10 protein-coding genes are annotated in these 19,651 nt (G+C 63.8%); all 10 read left to right on the forward strand.

The window, feature by feature from the left end; all coding sequences use genetic code 11:
* Positions 1-418 (forward strand): response regulator (locus tag VJ604_RS11815; RefSeq protein WP_324082709.1); only part of this gene is annotated, 418 nt, incomplete at its 5' end.
* Positions 399-1,601: a PAS domain-containing sensor histidine kinase gene (locus VJ604_RS11820; RefSeq protein ID WP_324082711.1), complete on the forward strand. Its 1,203-nt coding sequence runs from the start codon at positions 399-401 to the stop codon at positions 1,599-1,601. The genes VJ604_RS11815 and VJ604_RS11820, both read left to right, overlap by 20 nt.
* Before the next feature lie 13 nt (positions 1,602-1,614).
* A complete protein-coding gene (locus VJ604_RS11825; RefSeq protein ID WP_324082713.1) occupies positions 1,615-2,928 on the forward strand; it encodes a response regulator in 1,314 nt (437 codons plus the stop codon).
* Between the two features lie 13 nt (positions 2,929-2,941).
* Positions 2,942-4,966, forward strand: a complete 2,025-nt coding sequence (locus VJ604_RS11830; RefSeq protein WP_324082715.1) for a pilus assembly protein PilZ — start codon at positions 2,942-2,944, stop codon at positions 4,964-4,966.
* Position 4,967: 1 nt separating this feature from the next.
* Positions 4,968-7,217, forward strand: coding sequence for an ATP-binding protein (locus tag VJ604_RS11835; protein ID WP_324082717.1), 2,250 nt, complete (start codon positions 4,968-4,970; stop codon positions 7,215-7,217).
* Between the two features lie 312 nt (positions 7,218-7,529).
* A complete protein-coding gene (locus VJ604_RS11840; RefSeq protein WP_324082719.1) occupies positions 7,530-7,922 on the forward strand; it encodes a response regulator in 393 nt (130 codons plus the stop codon).
* 99 nt (positions 7,923-8,021) lie between these two features.
* Positions 8,022-9,650, forward strand: a complete 1,629-nt coding sequence (locus VJ604_RS11845) for a sensor histidine kinase (protein WP_324082721.1) — start codon at positions 8,022-8,024, stop codon at positions 9,648-9,650.
* Positions 9,651-9,671: 21 nt separating this feature from the next.
* A complete protein-coding gene (locus VJ604_RS11850) occupies positions 9,672-12,401 on the forward strand; it encodes a PAS domain S-box protein (protein ID WP_324082723.1) in 2,730 nt (909 codons plus the stop codon).
* A 1-nt stretch (position 12,402) separates the two neighbouring features.
* Positions 12,403-15,249 (forward strand): EAL domain-containing protein, encoded by a 2,847-nt coding sequence (locus VJ604_RS11855; protein ID WP_324082725.1) that lies wholly within the window; start codon positions 12,403-12,405, stop codon positions 15,247-15,249.
* A gap of 205 nt (positions 15,250-15,454) precedes the next feature.
* The coding region (locus VJ604_RS11860) for a glutamate synthase-related protein (protein ID WP_324082727.1) at positions 15,455-19,651 on the forward strand (4,197 nt) is incomplete at its 3' end.

The raw sequence follows: 19,651 nt of genomic DNA on the forward strand, positions 1-19,651 counted from the left end.
GGGGCCGGATGAACAACTCACCAGGAGGGAAGTAATGACGACCGCGCTCATCATAGAAGATCATCCCGACAACATGGTCCTGATTGGTAGGTTGCTGGAGAAATCCGGCTTTAAGACGCTGCGCGCCATCACCGGGTTGGAGGGGTGCGAGCTGGCCATCAGCGAGCGGCCCGACTTCATTATCCTGGACGTGCAGCTGCCCGACATCCACGGCACCGAGGTGCTTTGCCGCATCCGCCAGGAGTTGGGGCACAGGATCCCCGTCATCGCCATGACCGCCAACGCCCTCAACGAAGACCGGGAACGAATGCTGGCCGCTGGCTGCAACTGCTACATCGAGAAGCCGTTCGACACCCGCGACATCATCGCCCAGATCAAGATGGTGATAGGAGAGGCCGATGGCGGCTCCCACTGCTGAGCAGACGAAAGACCGGAGCCTGGCTCACTCGCTCGCCCGTCTCGGCCGCAATTGGGTCTGGGACGTGGAGGCAGACCGACTCTACCTGTCTGAAGAGCTTGCCGACGCCTACGGGGTCGCCTCCGGCTCCTTCGACGGCAGCCCTTCCCAGCTGGCGAGACTTGTGCACCCGGAAGACGCCTTGAAGCTGGAACGGGCCATGAGCGAGGCGTTGCAGGGAGGAAGTGTGGAGCCTTTCGAATACCGGATCGTCCGCCCGGACTGCACCCAGCGGGTCGTGCTGGTCAAGGACCTCCGTCTGCAAGCGGGCGAGGCGGGAGGGAACGGCTGTTTGGTGGGTGTGGTGCAGGACATCACCGAGCTCAGGCAGCTCCAGGAGCAACTGAGCCTGCTGAACGCCGAACTGGAGAGCCGTGTGCACCAGAGGACCGCCGAGCTGGAGAGCGCCAACACCAGGCTCCAGGAACTCGACCGCCTGAAGTCGATGTTCATCGCCATGACCTCCCACGAGCTGCGCACCCCGCTCAACTCCATCCTCGGCTTCCTCAGCATGACCCTGCACGGGCTCTCCGGCGACCTCAACCACGAGCAGCGTGACAACCTCTCCCGGGCCTACGCCTCATCCCTGCACCTACTGTCGCTGGTGAGCGACGTGATCGACATCTCCAAGCTGGAGGCGGGGAAAACCGACGCCTATCCCGAGCCGGTCGAGCTGCGCGAAGTGGTCAGGGAGGCGACCGACGGCGCCCAGCCTGAGCTTACCGCCAAGGGGCTCCGCCTGGAGGTGGAGGTCCCCTGCGGGCTCACCCTTTTCACCGATCGTAAGAGGTTGCTGCAGTGCCTGATCAACCTGATCGGCAATGCGGTGAAGTTCTCCGAGCGGGGCGGCATCCGGGTGGCGGCCCGCTTAGGGGTGGGGGAGGTGGCTTTGCTGGTCACTGATACCGGCATCGGCATCCGGGCCGAGGATCTCCCCAAGCTGTTCCAGCCTTTCGAGCGGCTGGACTCCCCCCTGAGGATCAGAACCGGCGGCACCGGCCTGGGGCTCTACCTGACCCGCAAGCTCTGCGAGGATATCCTGCGGGGGAGCATCTCCATCCAGAGCGTGCCGGGGAAAGGAAGCACCTTCACCATGACCATCACACGAGATCTCCGGGAGGGCGTCCAGGCCAAGGGGCGGTGACGGGAGAAACGACATGGACATGAAGATCCTGATCGTGGACGACGACGAAAACTCGAGGGTCTTTTTGGAACGGGCGCTGCTCAAGCAGGGGTACCGGGTGGAGAGCGTCGCCAACGGGGTGCAGGCGCTGGCCAGGGCCGACCACTCCCCGCCGCAACTCATCATCTCGGATATCCTCATGCCGGAGCTGGATGGCTTCGAGCTCTGCCGCCGGGTCAAGACCGACGACCGCCTGCGCGGCATTCCTTTCGTTTTCTACTCTGCCACCTACATCGCCGCTGATGACCGACGGCTGGCCATGAAGCTGGGAGCCTCGCGCTTTTTGATCAAGCCGATGGAACTTGACGATTTCCTCCGAATGATCAGGGATGTGATACGGGAGCACCAGAAAAAACAGCTGCCGGTGCCGGACGCCCCGCTGGCCGAGCGGTGCGAGCTGAACAGGATGCAGATGGAGTCGTTGTCGAGAAAGCTCGACCAGAAGGTGCTGGAGCTGCGCCGGGAGAGGGGAGCCAGGGAAAAGGCCGAGCAGGAGTACAGCGACCTCAAGAGTTCCGTGAAGCAGCTGGTCGCTCAGGCGGTGGCCGAAGAGCGGCGCCGCGACGACCAGCTGATCATCCAGGGGCGCCAGGCCTTCATGGGCGAGATGATCAACAACATCGCTCACCAGTGGCGCCAGCCGCTCAACACCCTGGGGCTTTTGGCCCAGGACCTGCAGCTGACCCAGCGGCTCGGGGAGTTCACACCGGAGTTCATCGACGCCAACCTGACCAAGACCATGGAGGTCATTCGCAAGATGTCCAGGACCATCGAGGGTTTCAGCACCTTCTTCAGGCCAGAGCGGGAAAAGGTGGAATTCCGTGTGCTGGACGTGGTCTCCAAGGTCTGCGGCTTCGTGCGGGAGGGGTTCAAGGCAGGCCAGATAGCCATCGAGCTGGAGGCTCCAGCCGACCCGGTGGTGATCGGCTACCCGGGGGAGTTCTCCCAGGTCATCCTCAACATCCTCATGAACGCCAGGGACGCCCTCATCTCGCGCGCCGTAGAGAGCCCCACCATCACCGTCGCAGTCAAGGATGAAGACGGGCGTGCCGTGGTTGAGGTGACCGACAACGGCGGCGGCATCCCGGCCGAAATCATCGACAAGGTCTTCGATCCCTACTTCACCACCAAAGGGCCGGACGGCGGCACCGGCGTGGGGCTTTTCATGTCCAAGAGCATCATCGAGAAGAACATGGGGGGCAGACTGTTGGTTGCCAACGCCAAAGAGGGCGCCCGGTTCCGTCTCGAACTGCCCACAGGTAACGACAGCGGGGAGCGCAATGGGTGAGGTCTCACCTGGTATGGTGGCGGATAGCGCGGAGCGCCTGGAATCAGGCAAGCCGGTAAACAAGGCCCACCTGGTCAACCGCCTGAACTACATCAACTTCCAGGACCAGTTCATCCTGGTCGCTTTGCGGCACCTGCTCTACGACAACGAGCTCCTGTTGCACGCCAGGCCGCTTCCCTGCGCCGGAGAGCGGCTGGAATGCCTGTGGACGGAACGTGAGAGCCTGCAGGCGCTGTTGAAGAGCTACCGGTTCGACCATCTGCTGATCCCGGACGGCAAGAAATACCTGGTGGTGGTCTCCGAGGCGGTGCAGCTGGACGAGCAGGGGCTCTCGCTGGTGCTGCCACCCGCCTGCCGCGAGTTCGAGGCAAGGAGGATCAGACGGCACGAGACCTCGGGGGTGACCGCCCAGATGATGCAGCACGCAGCCCTCCTGGAAGGGGAACTGCTCGACTTCACCCCGATCTCGGTGCGGCTGGCCGGGAGCGTGGCGCCCCCGGCCAGCTTCCCGTGGTTCAATCCCGACGGCGCCTTCAACCTGCGGCTGGGCAAGGGGGGCTCCACCTTTTGTTCCGGCCCTTTCGAGATGGTGAGCCACCGCGAGGACGGCCTGATAACGGTCGTGCTGAGGCCGGTGGACAACAGCATCCAGAGGTTCAAGAGCAAACGCTTCCGCAACGCGCGTCAGCGACTGGTCCCTTCGCCCAACGTGCTCTTCGATCATCCCCTGATCGGCAAAAGGGTGAATCTCAAGGTCCTTGACATCTCCGGCACCGGCTTCGCCGTGGAGGAGAGGGAGGGGGATTGCGTGCTGATGGTGGGGATGGTTATCCCGCAGCTGAAGATCAACTTCGCCCACGGTTTCAGCATGACCTGCACCGCCCAGGTGGTCTCCCGCAACCCCGGTGAGGAGGGGCGGGAGCAGACGGTGCGCTGCGGCGCTGTCATCCTCGACATGGACATCCGCGACCACGTGAGGCTTCTCTCCATGCTGCACCAGGCCGGCAACCAGCGCTCCTACGTCTGCACCGAGGTCGACATGAACGACCTGTGGGATTTCTTCTTCGAGACCGGCTTCATCTATCCCGGCAAATACGCACACTTCCAGGCCAACAAGGAGGAGATCAAGCGCACCTACGCCAGGCTCTACGGCGACAACCCCGACATCGCCCGTCATTTCATCTACCTGGACCGCGGCGCCATCCTGGGACACCTGGCCATGGTGCGCTTTTACAGCAGCTCGTGGATGATCCACCACCATGCGGCCCGAAAATCCGTCACCATCAAGGCCGGCCTCGCCGTCCTGGAACAGGTGGGGCAGTACCTGAACGAGTTGGAGAATTTCACCTTCGCCCACCTGCGCCACGTCTACTGCTACTATCGCCCCGACAACAAATTCCCCAGCCGGGTGTTCGGCGGGTTCGCGCGGAGCAACCAGGATGCACGGGTCTGCTCCCAGGACAGCTTCGGCTACTTCCACTTTCAGGGAAGCGGGGCGAAAGAGCTGCCTGCGGGGTGGGAATGCACAGCCAGCAGCGACTTCGACCTGGCCGAACTGGCGAGCTTTTACCGCTTCCGCTCGGGGGGGCTGCTGCTGGAGGCCTTCGACCTCGATCCGCAGATGGCCGGGCGGGACGACCTCGAGCGCGAGTACCGTGCACTGGGCTTCACCAAGGAGAAGTTCCACTACTCGCTGAAAAAGGAGGGGAGCCTGAAGGCTTTCCTGCTGGTCAACCGCACCGATGCCGGTTTTAACATGTCCGACCTGACCAGTTGCGTCACCTTGATGGTGCTGGACGAGGATCTTCCCCGTGAACTGGTCGACCTTTGTATGGAAGAGGCAAGCCGTCACTATGAAGGGAACGAGATGCCGGTGCTGGGCTACCCGCTCTCCTGGCTGGACCGCCATCTGGTCCCCTACGAGAAGACCTACCTGCTCTGGATACTCAACCTCCAGTACACCGACAACTATTTCGAATACTGCCAGGGGCTCTTCAAGATGGCCAGAAAGAGCGACCACTCGGTGGCGGAGAGCTGACATGGAATCGCGACTGGCCGACAAGCCGCTCTACAACAGCAGGATCATCAACTCCTTCATCCTGCTCATCAAGCATAAGTACAGCTACATCAACGTCTCGGAGCTGCTGAGCCACGCCGGCATGAAGGAGTACGAGGTGGCCGACCAGGCGCACTGGTTCAAGCAGGAGCAGGTCGACCGTTTCTACGAGAAGCTCGTGCAACTGACCGGCAATCCCAAGATCGCCCTGGAAGCCGGGCGCTACGCCGCCTCTCCGGATGTGCTGGGCGCCATGCGGCAGTACATCCTCGGGCTGGTGGACGCCTCCAGCGCCTTCGAGATCATCAACAAGGCGACCGCCAATTTCACCCGGTCGTCAAGCTACGAGTCGCGCCCCTTAAGCTCCAACATGGTGGAGATCGTGGTCACCCCCCTGGAGGAGGGGCTGGAAAAGCAGTACCAGTGCGAGAACAGGATCGGCTTTTTCCAGGCCATCGTGCTGATCTTCAACCACAAGCTCACCGACCTGCAATACGTGCCGGAGCTCCAGCATCTGCCGAGCATCCAGCACCCTGAATGCGTCTTTCGCGGGGACCGGGTCTGCCGCTACCTGATCAGCTGGGACAAGAGCCTCTACGTCTTTTTGCGCAAGCTGCGCAACGTGGTGGGGGTCTTCGTCGCCGTCTTCAACCTCACCCTGGCGCTCACCGGGCGCTGGGGCCTTATCGCCAGCTTGCTCCCCGCCACCATCACGGTCTTCCTGGCGCTCGCCCTGGGGGCCGAGAAGGGGGAGAAACGGGCGCTCAAGGCGAGCCTCAACAACACCAAGGAGTCCATGGACAACCTGCTCGACCAGATCGACCTCAACTACAACAACGCCATGCTTACCAACGAGATCGGCCAGACGCTCGGCTCCTTCACCAGCGTGGAGGAGATGCTGCCGGAGGTGGCCCTGGTCATGCAGCACCGGCTGGACTACGACCGCGGGGTGATCCTGCTGGCGGCCAACGACCGCAGCAGGCTGGAGGTGCGGGCAAGCTACGGCTACTCCAGCGAACAGCTGCTCTGCCTGAACGCTTTTCCGTTCCGGCTGGAGGAGGCCGACGGCTCGCGGGATGTCTACGTCGATTCCTTCCTGTCCAGGCGTCCATTCCTGGTCAACGACCTGGAGGAAGCCAAGGAGACGCTGGGGCAGAAAAGCCTCGCCTGCGCGAGCACCACCGGCACCCAGGCATTCATCTGCTGCCCCATCGTGGTGGAGGAGTCGCCCTTGGGCGTCTTGGCGGTGGAGAACGTCAAGGCCAAGAAACCCCTGGTGGAGCGGGACATCAGCCTGCTGATGGGGATCGCCTCCATGGTCGGCATCAGCATCCTCAACTGCGAGCTGATCGGTGCGCTGGAGCGGGCCAACGAGGAACTGGAGCTCAGGGTGGCCAAGAGGACCTTGGACCTGGAGCTCAGTCGCAAGAAGCTGCAGATGCAGCACCAGGAGCTGGAGAGGACCTATTTCGAACTCGAGGAGGAGACCTCCCAGCGACTCAAGGCCCTGGAGGAGTTGAGCGAAAAGGAGCGTCTGCTCCTTCAGCAGAGCAGGCTGGCCGCCCTGGGCGAGATGATCAGCAACATCGCCCACCAGTGGCGTCAGCCGCTCAACGAGCTGGGGCTGATCGTTCAAGAACTCCCCATGATCTACGACAAGGGTGAATTCAGCCGCGATTACCTGAAGGGGAGCGTGGCGAAGTTCATGAAGCTTTTGGCCCACACCTCGAAGACCATCGACGATTTCAGAAACTTCTTCAAGCCGGACAAGGAGAGGGTCGCCTTCCAGGTGAAGGAGGTGGTCGAGCAGACCCTTTCCCTGGTGGAGGACAGTTTCAAGCAGCTCGGCATCAAGGTGGATGTGCGGGTGGAGGGGGAGCCGGTGATCATGGGGCATCCCAACGAGTTCTCACAGGTGATCCTCAACCTCCTTTTCAACGCACGGGACGCCTTCCTCGACCGCCAGGTGGCCGAACGGAGGATCGCCATAGAGATCGGGAAGGACGGGGGGACCGCCGTGGTTACCGTGGCTGACAACGCGGGGGGGATCGATCCGGCGGTCATCGACAAGATCTTCGATCCCTACTTCACCACCCGGGGCCCGGAGAAGGGGACCGGCATCGGTCTGTACATGTCCAAGATCATCATCGAAAAGAACATCCCGGGAAGGCTGTCCGTCCGCAACACCGCAGAAGGGGCTGAATTTCGGATAGTGGTTGAAGCATCCGGTTGAAGTTTGGCACAATTAGAGATAGCGGGCACAGGATGAGCCGTGCTGAAAGCATGCTCTGAGCTGCCGATCCAGCCATCGTGTGGCTGGATTGTGACAGAGTGCAGCTTCTTCTGTTAGCCTCTGATGGATCAAGGGGTGTAATTGTTAGAGAGTACACATCTTGTCGTGTTGACATCGGTGTGGGGCGGGATAGAATGAAGGGCAATTGTACTGTTTATGACTGTAGTTATCACAGATCCGTAATCTGTGCCGGCCGAGCCGCCGAAGATCGTCCCTTTGGTCTGCCCGGCCTTGCCGTTTATGGAGGGGGCGATGGCTGAGCCGTGCATCCTGCTGATCGAGGACAACGCCGACGACGCCTTCTTGGCCAGCCGGATCATCGGGAAGCTTTGCGCCGAGAAGATCGTGGTGGTGCGCGACGGCGAGGAGGCCTCCGAGCTCCTGCTGAAGATGGTGGAGGACGGCAGTTGGCAGCTGATCCGGCTGGTGTTTCTCGACCTCAAGCTCCCCAAGATGAACGGCATCGGCGTGCTGCAGACCATCAGGAACAATCCGAAGCTGCAGGGGTTGCCGGTGCTGGTGTTAACCTCCTCTGACAACGATGTCGACCAGGAACGCTGCCAGCAGCTGGGGGTGATCGACTACCTCTTCAAGCCGATGACCGCGGAGCGGCTGCAGAGGGCGCTGGGTAAGATAAAAGGTTAGCTGCCTGACATTTGCCCGAACGGGTGGTGTGGAGGCAGGAGTCAGGAGAAGGGGGACCGGCGGATCCCTTTTGGACGGGGACGCCAGGATGGCGGGGACATGGAAGAGTCGACGGCTCATGGACGCAGTACCGGACCGCTTTCCTACGACATAAGCGGCGCCACTCTCTTGTACGTCGAGGATGAATCCGACGCGAGGAGCATGGTGAGCCGGATGCTCGCCATGAATTACCCCAAGCTGAAGATATTCTCTGCCGAAAACGGAGCGGTCGCCCTCGACCTCTACCGTGAGCATACCCCCGACATCGTGGTGACCGACATCAACATGCCGGTCATGGATGGCATCCGCATGTCGAGGGAGATCAAATCGACCCATCCCGAGGCCTGCATCATCGCCGTCACCGCCCACTCCGACACCTCCTACCTGCTGAGCGCCATCGAGATAGGGGTCCACCACTACGTACTGAAACCTATCAACTACGAGGAGCTGTTCGGGGTCATCGACAAGATCCTGGAACAGATCGTGTTGAAGCGGCTGGTGGGCGAGGTCAACCAGCGCATCGTGGAAAGCCAGATGCAGCTCGCCATGGCCCAGCGCATCGCCCACCTGGGGAGTTGGCAGTGGGACCTCACCGACGGCGAAATGAACTGGTCCGACGAGATGTACCGGATCTGCGGTTTCGAACCTGGGGGCTTCGAGGTGACCTACCAGGGCTTCCTGGAGCGATTCGTCCAGGAGGACCGGGAGACCGTAAAAGAGGTGATGAAGGAGGGGGTCGAAAACCGCCAGTCGGTGGGCCCCCTGTTCTGCCGCATCCAGAGGGAGGACGGCAGCCAGCGGATCCTGAGGCTGGAGGCGGAGGTCCTGGTGGACGGCACCGGCATCCCCTCCCTGATGATAGGCACCTCGCACGACGTCACCGAACTCAAGGAAGCGGAGGAGCGGATCCGGCTGCTGACTGACGAGCTGGAACGGCGGGTCATCCAGCGGACCTCCCAGCTGCAGGCGAGCCTGAGGGAGCTGGAGAGCTTCAGCTACGTGGTTTCCCACGACCTGCGCGCCCCGGTGGCGAGGATCGAGGGGTTCTGCCAGGCTCTGCTGGAGGATTGCGCCGACTGCCCCAATCCCGGCTGCCGCCAGTATGCCGAGCGTACGGAACGGGTGATCCGGCAGATCAAGCACATCATCGACGCCTTCAACAACCTGAGCCACTACGCCAGATGCCGGCTGGTGGTCGAGAATGTCGACCTGAGCCGTCTTTCCAGCGCCATCGCGGCCACCTTCTCGCAGAGCGAGCCGGAGCGCAGGGTGGAGTTCTCCATCCGGCAGGGTGTGGTGGTCAGGGGTGACCGGCGGCTTTTGCAGATCGCCCTCGAACACCTGTTAGGGAACGCCTGGAAGTTCACCTCCAAGAAGGCGGAATCGCACATCGAGTTCGGCTGCCTCGAGCAGGACGAAGGGAGGGTCTTCTTCGTGCGCGACGACGGCGCGGGCTTCAACATGAAGTACATGGACAAGCTGTTCAAGCCATTCCAGACTATTCACAGCCCCGGTGAATACACCTGGGATGGCACTGCCATAGGTCTTGCCACCGTGCACAGCATCATCCTGCGCCATGGTGGCCGGATCTGGGCAGAAGGGGAGGTAGACCGCGGGGCAACCTTTTACTTCACACTCGAGCCGAACCCGGAAGGGGGGAGCTTCATCGAGGACCCGCCGACCGTCTGAAGGCTCACCTGGCGAGGCGCCATGGCCGAGGACCACCGTTCCCCACAACAGCTCTCCGATGACCAGGTCAGGGCACAGCTGGCTGCCATCGTCGATTCTTCTGACGATGCCATCATCAGCAAGACGCTGGATTGCATCGTCATCACCTGGAACGGTGGCGCCGAGCGGCTCTACGGCTACCGCGCCGACGAGGCCGTCGGCCGGGACATCTCCTTTATCGTTCCCGAGGAGCGCAGGGAGGAGTTGCGGCAGATCACCGAGCGTATCGCCAGCGGCGAGCGGGTGGAGAACCTGGAGACCCTGCGGATGACCAAGGAAGGGCGGCAGGTGTGGGTTTCTCTTACCCTCTCTCCCATCCTCGACTCCCAAAGGCGCATCACGGGTGTCTCCACCATCGCCCGCGACATCACCGAGCGGCGGCAGCTGGAGTACTGCCTGAAGGAGAGCGAGAAACGGTACCGCACCCTGGTCGAGTTCGCGCCGGACGGGGTGGTGGTCCATCAGGACGGCAGGTTCGTGTACGCCAACTGTGCTGCGCTCGGCATCTTTGGCGCCCGCTCGCTGGAAGAACTCCGGGGCACCTCGCTTCTTGAGCTGGTTTACCCCGAGGAGTTGCCTTTCGTAAAGCAGCGCCTGGCCGAGCTTTTACAGGGGGAGGCCTTCCCGCTGCGTGAGCTCCGGTTGCGGAACCTGTACGGCCAGGAAATCTCGGTGGAGGCATCCTCGGCCCTGATCGACTACCACGGGCGCCCATCCATCCAGATCATCGCGCGGGACATCACGGAGCGCAAGCGGATCGAGCAGGACAGGGCGCGGATGCAGAAGGAACTTGCCTTCGAGCGGGTCCGCTTCGAGACCGTGGTTTTGCAGATGCCGATAGGTGTGGCCATCGTGGAAGCACCTTCCGGCCGTCTGCTCCTTTACAACGAGCAGGCCCGGCGCATTTTCGGCTTCGACCCCGGTGAGGTGGCGGGCCTGGATGGTTACCAGAAGTGGCAGCTGTTCAGGGACGGCTCGCCCCTGGCCGTGGAGGAGTACCCCATCGTCCGTTCCCTCAAGGGGGAGACCATCATCGGTGACGAGTACTGTTTCCTGCGAGCCGACGGCAGCCTCGGTTGCCTCAGCGTGAACAGTTGCCCCATTCGCGACGGTGCGGGCGAGCTGGTCGCCGCCCTGGCGGCCTTCGACGACATAACAGTGAGAAAGGAAGCCGTCAAGGCACAGGCTGCCTCCGAACAGCGGCTCAACCTGGCGCTAAACGCCGCCGAGATGGGCTCCTGCGACATGGAGCTGCCGAGCGGGACCGGGGTCTGGTCGGAGCGCCATTTTCTGCTATTGGGCTATCCCCCCCCCGAGGGCACTTCCGGGCCCGCCACCACCGCCATGTGGCTTGACCTCGTCGTGGACGAAGACCGCGCGGAGGTGTTGCGTGGCCTGAAGCGGGCCAAGCTGGACGGTTCCCTCTTTCAGTCCGAACACCGGCTAGTACGCGCGGATGACGGCGTGCTGATCTGGGTCAACGTGATGGGACGCTTCCTGTGCGACGAGGCTGGAGCCATCTGCCGGTTCATCGGGGTCATCTGTGACGTGACGGAACGGAAAAAGGCCGAGGAGGCGTTGAAGACCAGCGAGGCGACCCTCAAGCTCGCCATAGAGACCACCGGGGTGGGGATCTTCGACTGGGACATCCGCTCCGGCAGGCACGACTGGTCGGAGATCGCCAAGTCGCACTACGGCCTCCCCCCCGAGGAAGAGATGACGCACCGGGTGCTCCTCTCGGCGATATACCCTGAGGACCGCGCCCACATGGAGAGATGCATCGACGAGGCGCTGCTGCCGGCAAACGGGTTGTTCAGCGCCGAATACCGAACCGTCGGCCTTAAGGACGGCAAGCTGCGCTGGCTCACCTCGCGGGGGAGGGTCACCTTCAACGAGAAGGGTGAGCCGCTGCGGATGGTGGGGGCCTGCCTGGACATCACCGAGATCGTCAAGGCCGAGAAGGCGCTCAAGGACGAGATCGCCGAGCGGCTGCGGGCGGTCGAGGAGCTGCGCAAGCAGGAACAACTGCTGATCCGGCAGGGGAGGCTTGCGGCGATGGGTGAGATGATCGGCAACATCGCCCACCAGTGGCGCCAGCCGCTCAACACCCTGGGGCTCATCGTGCAGGAACTCCCCAGGATGTACCAGCGCGGCGTGTTCGACCAGGCGTACCTGGACGCCAGCACCGCCCGGGCCATGCAGGTCATCAACTACATGTCCAAGACCATTGACGGTTTCCGGAACTTCTTCGGCCCAGACAAGGAAAAGGAGTCCTTCCGGGCGGCCGAGGTGCTCAGCAAGACGGTCTCCATCGTGGAAGCCGCCTTCAAGGAGCTGAACCTGTCCATCGAGGTGGAGGCCCACCCGGATCTGCAGGTCTACGGCTACCCCAACGAGTTCTCCCAGGTCATCCTCAACATCCTGGTCAACGCCAAGGACGCCATCCTGGAGAGGCGGATCGAGCACCCCAAGGTGGCCGTCAGGCTGTTCAGGGAGAACGGCAAGACGGTGCTGACCATCTGCGACAACGCGGGGGGGATCGCGCCCGAGATCATGGAGAGGATCTTCGATCCCTATTTCACCACCAAGGGACCCGACAAGGGGACCGGCATCGGGCTGTTCATGTCCAAGACCATCATCGAGAAGAACATGAACGGCAGTCTGACCGCGCGTAATACCGCAGAGGGCGCCGAATTCCGCATCGAGGTCTGAAATGGAAGCTGTTTCGTACGAGGTCCGCGACATAACCATCCTCTTCGTTGAGGACGAGGTCGACGCGCGCGAGATGCTCGGCAAGATGCTCAACCTGAAGTACCCGGGGCTCAAGGTCCTCCTAGCCGAAAACGGCGCGGTTGGGCTCGAGCTGTTCCGGGAGTTCCGGCCCCAGATCGTGATGACCGACATCAACATGCCGGTCATGAACGGCATCGCGATGGCCCGCAACCTGAAGAACCTCGATCCTGAGGTTACGGTGGTGGCGGTCACCGCCCACTCGGACACCTCCTACCTGCTCGACGCCATCGAGATAGGGGTCGACCACTACGTGCTCAAGCCGGTCAACTACCAGGACCTCTTCGCCGTGCTGGATCGGGTCATGGAGAAGCTCACTCTCAAGCGGGTGGTCGCTCAGCAACTGGAGAGGATCCGCCGGCGGGAACAGCAGCTAAGCGACGCCCAGAAGGTCACCCACCTGGGGAGCTGGGAGTGGGATGCCGCAAGCGGCCAGGTGACGGCATCCGACGAGCTGTACCGTATCTTCGGGCTGGAGCCGGAGGCGGTACCCCCCTGCTACCAGGCGTTCAGGGAAAGGGTGCCGGAGGGAGAGTGGGAGAACCTGGAGAAGGCTGTCCAGCAGGCCCTGGAGCAGCGGCGCGCCATCACCTCTCACTACTTCCGGATCGCCCGTCCAGACGGCGTCTTGCGCATCGTGCGCGGCCAGTTGGAGGTGAGCTACGACGAGGCAGGCAGGCCCTTGGCGATGATCGGCACCTGCCACGACCTCACCGAGCAGAAGTGGTCGGAGGCGGCCCTGCGCGCCTCGGAACAGCGCTTCTTCAAGATCTTCCAGGCGACCCCCGACCTGTTGAGCATCACCAGCCAGGCCGATGGACGCTACCTGGAGGTGAACCAGGCCTTCCTGAAGGTCTTGGGGTACCAGCGCTCCGAGGTGATCGGCCAAACCGGGGAGGAGCTGGGGATCTGGTGCGACCATACGGAACGGGAGCAGGTGCTGGCGGGACTTGCCGAGCAGGGCGAGGTGCGGGATGTCGAGGTGCGGGTGAAGGACCGGCAGGGGCGCGAGCTGACCGCCCTGGTCTCGGCCGAGCCGATCGAGGTCGACGGCCGCCAGTCGGTGCTGACCCTGTTCAAGGACATCAGCGAAAGAAAGCGCTACGAGGAGGACCGGGCGCGGCTGGCGGCCATCGTGGAGTACTCCGACGACGCCATCATGGCCAACGACAGCAACGGTCTTATCCTCACATGGAACACCGGCGCCGAGAAGATGCTGGGCTACTGGGGGGAGGAGGCGAAGGGGAGGGCCATCACCTTCCTGGCGCCGCAGGACCGCAGGGACGAGATCCACCAGCTCTGCCAGGCACTCAAGAACGGGGAACGGGTCGGCCACCTGGAGACCATCTTCCTGAGAAAGGACGCGACCCCGCTAAACGTCTCCCTCACCATGTCGGCCATCAAGGGGACACAGGGTGACTTCGCCGGCACCTCTTGCATCGCCCGCGATGTCACCGAGCGGACCAGGATGGAGGAGACCATCAAGCACCAGGCCCAGCACGACTCGCTGACCGATCTCCCCAACCGCAAGCTCTTCATGGACTTCCTGGCCCTGGAACTCGCCCAGGCGCGCCGTAACCGCAAGAACATCGCCGTGCTGTTCCTGGATCTCGATCACTTCAAACAGATCAACGATACCCTCGGCCACGAGGCGGGGGACCTGCTGCTGCAGGCGGTCGCCCACCGACTCAGGCGCTGCGTGCGCGAGTCCGACACCGTGGCCAGGATCGGCGGTGACGAGTTCAACGTGCTGATGCCCGACCTGGCGCAGACCGACGACGTGGGGACCGTGGTCGGCAAGATCATGGGTGTGTTCAGCACCCCCTTCCTGCTGGACAACCTGGAGGTCCGGGCCACCACCAGCGTGGGGGTCAGCATGTTCCCGGTGGACGGCGACACCTCGGAGGAGCTGGTGAGGAAGGCCGACAGCGCCATGTACGTCGCCAAGCAGAGCGAGGGGAACTCCTACCAATTCTTCAACGAGGAGATCAACTCCCGCACCGGGCGCCGCCAGCGGATGGCGCGCCTTCTGCGCGAGGCGCCGGGAAACGGCGAGCTGGAGCTCCTCTTCCAGCCCCAGCTGCGGCTCGACCGCGGCGTGGTGGTGGGGGCCGAGGCCCTTTTGCGCTGGCACCATCCCGATCTCGGCCTGCTGCTCCCCTCCCAGTTCCTGGCGGTGGCCGAGGAGACCGGGGCCATCGTTCCCATCGGCGAGTGGGTGATCCGCAAGGCCTGCGCCCAGATGAAGGAGTGGCAGAGCAGGGGGTTCGGCTTCTCGATGACCGTCAACCTCTCCAACCGTGAGTTCCATCAGCCAAACCTCTTCGAGGTCGCCTCCCGTGCCCTCGCCGAGAGCGGGCTGGACCCGCACCTCCTCGAGCTGGACATCACCGAGAACGCCATCATGGAGAACCCCAACTACACTATCCGCAGCATGCGCCGGCTGGCCGAGCTCGGCATCGGCTTCTCGGTGGACGACTTCGGGATGGGGGCCTCCTCCCTGCATTGGATAAAGCAGCTGCCCATCCGCAGGGTGAAGATCGACAAGAGCTTCATCCGTGAGATCGACAAAGAGCCCAACGACCTGGCGGTGGTCAGCGCGATGATCTGCATGTCCCACAACCTGAACATGACCGTGAACGCGGTGGGAGTGGAGTCCCAGGAGCAACTGAGCCTGGTGCGCAGCCACGGCTGCGACGAGGTGCAGGGGGACCTGATCGGCAGGCCGCTCCCTCCCGACCAGTTCGAGAAGCTGGTGGCCAACCTGTGACAGGTGTGCATCCCTGGCTCCTACCGCCGCGCCCCGCCTTGCCTCGCCTGTATCCTTTGCTATAACTATTCACTATCACTCACGGCAACCATTCTCGGAAGGTCAAGCTCTCCCGCACCAGGGGGACCGGTTAGCCGGTGTGCCCGGCAGTGGCGGACCCCTTCGCGAACCGCCGGGAGCGTTTGCTGTTTACCGCGGAGCAGTCATGAAGCGTACCGATCCCGATCCCTCCGGCCTGATCCCCACCGAGCGCGATGCCTGCGCCATCATCTGCTACATCAACAAGGGGGGTATCCCCACCCACGGCAACGTGCAACGCACCATCGAGGCCCTGATCAAGATGGGGCACCGGGCCGGCGAGATAAACGGCGAGGGGGACGGCTGCGGCATCCTGACCGATCTGCCGCGCGCTCTTTGGTCCGAGGTCCTGGAAGGGGCGGGGACGTCGCCGGAGCTCTCCAGCCACCCCGGCTTCGCCGTCGGTCACCTGCTTATCGACCGGGAGCGGCTCGCGCAGGAGCCGGGGCTGCAGGGGGCCCTTCTGGAAGCGGTCCGTGAGGCGGATGTGGCGGTGCTGGCCGACCGGAAGGCGCAGGTGAGAAGCGAGGTGCTGGCGGCGCGGGCGCGGCTGACCGAGCCGGTCCTCTGGCAGCTGGCCCTGAAACTCCCCGATCCCTCACAGGCCGCCAGCCGACTCTACTCATTGCAGCTCGAACTGGAGCGGCGCTTCCCGGTGCAGGTCGCCTCGCTCTCCTGCGAGGTCGCCGCCTACAAGGTGCACGGCGCCCCCGAAATCCTCTCCCGCTACTACCCCGAGCTCAAAAGGCGCGACTTCCTCTCCTCCGCCACCATCGGCCACAGCCGCTACTCGACAAACACGCTTCCCACCGTGCTGCGTGCGCAACCCTTCTCGCTTTTGGGCCACAACGGTGAGATCAACACCATCGCGAGGCTGCGGGAAGAGGCACGGATGCTGGGGATCGAACTGGTTCCAGGCGGCAGCGACTCCCAGGACCTGAACCGCACCCTGGAGGGGCTCATCTGCTCGCAGGGGTTCACCCTCTTCGAGGCGATGGAGATGGTTTTCCCGCCCGTGTTCAGCGCCATGACCCGGATGCCCCCGGAGCTTGCCGCCGTTTATCACTGGTTCCGTCGTCACCTCTCCGCCAGCGCCCAGGGGCCGGCCGCCATCATCGCCAGGCACCGTGACCAGTGCGTGCTCAGCGTGGATGCCATGGGGCTTAGGCCGCTTTGGGTCGGGGAGACCGACGAGGAGTTGTTCGCCTCCTCCGAACTGGGGGTGGTGCCGCACGAGGAGATCGTCGGCGATCCCAAGCCGCTTGCCCCCGGCGAGAAGATGGGTGTGCGGCTGCATCCGGGGAGGGCACCAGAGCTTTTCGAACACCATGAGTTGCGCGAAGAGGTGCTTAACCTCTTCCGGCGCAGAACCAACCTCTCCGCGCAGGCCAAGAGCGTGCGGCGCGGCGCCGAAGTCGCCCATGGCTCCCCCCCGCGCCGGCAGGCCGGCCCTTTCGCCAGGAGAAGCGGGCTGGTCATGGAGAACCTGCTTTCCGCTTTCGCCTGGAAGTCAAGTGACGTGGCCAACCTGGGCGAGATGGCCCGCAAGGGGCAGGACCCGATCACCTCGCTCGGCTACGACGGCCCGCTGGCCGCGCTGTCGCTCTCCCGCCAGAACATCTCCGACTACTTCAAGGAGCAGGTGGCGGTGGTGACCAACCCGGCCATCGACCGGGAACGGGAAGCCGAGCATTTTTCCACCAGTGTCTACCTCGGAGCCCGCCCCCCCTTGCGGGGACGGCCGCAGAGGGCGGTCAAGCTGGCCCTGCCGCTCCTGCTGGGTGGCGGGCGGCAGGGCGACCACTCCGGTGGCGACCCGCTGGCGGCGGAATTCGGGACCTGCACGCTGGAATCGCTGCTCGATTTCTTCGGGCGTGGCAAGAGCGTGATCGTTACCTGCACCATGGCACGCGAGGAATCGCTGCCGGCCGCCCTGGACCGTATCTGCGCGGAGGCCGCTGCCGCGGTCAGGCGCGGAGCGGTGCTGGTGGTCATGGACGATTCCCGCGCCTTTTCGGCCCAGCAATCCTTCCTTGACCCCTTCCTGGCGGTGGCGGTGCTCCACAAATACCTCAAGGAGATCGATGCGGGTGGAGGTCCCAGCCCGCGGCGCGGCTGTTCCATCGTCCTCCGTTCGGGCGCGCTCAGGAACCTGCACGATCTCATCTTCGCCTTCGGCATGGGTGCCGATGCGCTTTGCCCGTACCTGATCTGGGAACAGGGTGGGGAGGAACCGTTCGGCATCCGGAACCTGCTGGGGGTGCTGGGGCGCGGCATGGAAAAGGTGATCTCCACCATGGGAACCCACGAGATCGGAGGGTATGGGAAGTACTTCGCCTCCATCGGCTTGGGGAGCAAACTGGCGGAGATCTTCGAGACACCCAACTTTTGCGGCACCGATGCCGGAGGGCTCACCATCGAGCGCCTGGAACAGGAAAACCGCTCCCGCAGCGAGGTGGCCCGCAGCCGGGATGTGCAGCGAGTGCCGGTGCAGTTCAGGCTCTACCCGCGCATCTGGAAGATGGTCGGGCAGGTGGCCAAGATGGAGGAGAGCTACCCGGACCTCTCGCGGCTGATCCAGCAACTGGAGAACGAGCATCCCCTCGCCATCCGGCACCTGCTGGATTTCCGGTACGAGGATGAGCTCTCGGTCGACCCGGAAGAGGTCGACCTCAGGGTGGGAAGCCACGATCTGCCGATCCTCTTCTCCGCCATGAGCTTCGGCTCGCAAGGGGAGACCCCCTTCCGGATCTACGCCGAGGCGGCCCGCAGGCTGAACATCATCTGCATGAACGGCGAAGGAGGCGAGATCGCCGAGCTGATGGGGCGCTACCGGCATAACCGTGGGCAGCAGATCGCCTCCGGGCGCTTCGGGGTGAGCATGGAGTTCCTCAACTCGGCCGACATCCTGGAGATCAAGGTGGGGCAGGGGGCCAAGCCGGGCGAAGGGGGGCATCTCCCCGGTTTCAAGGTAACCGGCAAGATCGCCGCGGCCAGAAACGCCACCCCGGGTGTCTCGCTGATCTCTCCCTCCAACAACCACGACATCTACTCGATCGAGGACCTCGCCCAGATCATAGAGGAACTGAGGACCGCCAACCCGGCAGCCAGGATTGCCGTCAAGGTGCCGGCGGTGGCCGGCATCGCCACCATCGCCTTGGGGATCGTCAAGGCGGGTGCCGACATCATCACCGTCAGCGGCTACGACGGTGGCACCGGGGCTGCCCGCAAGCACGCGGTGAAGTTCGTCGGCCTGCCGGCCGAGATCGGGGTGCGGGAGGCGCACCGTGCCCTGGTGGAGGCGGGGATGCGCGACAGGGTTGAGCTTTGGGCCGACGGCGGCGCCCGCACCGGTCGCGACGTGGTGAAACTGATGCTCTTGGGTGCCAACCGTGTCGGCTTCGGCACCATGGCCATGGTGATCATCGGCTGCACCACCTGCCGCGGCTGCCACCTGGGCACCTGCCATGTCGGCATCGCCACCCAGATCGAGAGTCCCGACGAGGCGGTGCTGCGCGGGATGAAGCGCTTCGTGCCGCGCGTGCTGGAAAACGGCATCATCTACGAGGCCACCTTCTTCCGGGCGCTGGCCCAGGAGGTGCGGGTGCTGACCGCCAAGCTGGGCTGCCGCAGGACGCAGGAACTGGTTGGCCGCGCCGACCTGCTGGTGCAGACCCGCGGCAAGGACCGCCTGGACCTGGCCGGCCTGCTGGCGCCCCCGGCACCCGGCGACCCGCACCAGTTCGAAAGCGAGGTGCGCATCATCCGCAAGCCGCTCAACTACCTAACCTCGCTCATCTCCTCGCTGATCGGCGCCGCCTTCGACGCGGGCGACCACAAGGTCCGCTACGACGACGACAGCGTCAGCAGTTCCGACCGCGCCATCGGTACGCACCTGGCGGGCACCATGTTCAGGGGGTGGCGGGACGGGCGCTTCGCGTCCGACTGCCAGGCGCTGCTCCATTTCCACCACGACTCCATCCCCGGCAACGGCCTGGCCGCCTTCACCGTGCCCCAGATCGCCATCCGGGTGGAGGGAGGCGCGCAGGACGGAGTTGGGAAATCCACCAGAGGTGGGAAGATCGTCATCCTCAAGGGGGAAAACCGCACAGGCGCCAGGGTGGGAGGCTCGGTCGGGAAGGGGCTGGCCTACGGCGCCCTCGGGGGAACCTTCCTGATCCAGGGGGACGCCGACAGCCGGGCCTGCATCAGGCTGTCCGGCGCCGATGTCGTGCTGGGGGGAAGGATCCGCCGGCCCGTCGAGGATGAACTGGGGAACGTCGCCGGACGGGCCAACCTCAAGGGTTTCGCCTGCGAGTACATG

This window comes from Geomonas sp., assembly GCF_035254065.1.
Taxonomy (GTDB): Bacteria; Desulfobacterota; Desulfuromonadia; order Geobacterales; family Geobacteraceae; genus Geomonas.

Coding starts and splice junctions, on each gene's coding strand:
- VJ604_RS11845 (WP_324082721.1), top strand. CDS start 8,022: ATGGAAGAGTCGACGGCTCATGGACGCAGTACCGGACCGCTTTCCTAC.
- VJ604_RS11840 (WP_324082719.1), top strand. CDS start 7,530: ATGGCTGAGCCGTGCATCCTGCTGATCGAGGACAACGCCGACGACGCC.
- VJ604_RS11820 (WP_324082711.1), top strand. CDS start 399: ATGGCGGCTCCCACTGCTGAGCAGACGAAAGACCGGAGCCTGGCTCAC.
- VJ604_RS11850 (WP_324082723.1), top strand. CDS start 9,672: ATGGCCGAGGACCACCGTTCCCCACAACAGCTCTCCGATGACCAGGTC.
- VJ604_RS11855 (WP_324082725.1), top strand. CDS start 12,403: ATGGAAGCTGTTTCGTACGAGGTCCGCGACATAACCATCCTCTTCGTT.
- VJ604_RS11830 (WP_324082715.1), top strand. CDS start 2,942: ATGGTGGCGGATAGCGCGGAGCGCCTGGAATCAGGCAAGCCGGTAAAC.
- VJ604_RS11825 (WP_324082713.1), top strand. CDS start 1,615: ATGGACATGAAGATCCTGATCGTGGACGACGACGAAAACTCGAGGGTC.
- VJ604_RS11835 (WP_324082717.1), top strand. CDS start 4,968: ATGGAATCGCGACTGGCCGACAAGCCGCTCTACAACAGCAGGATCATC.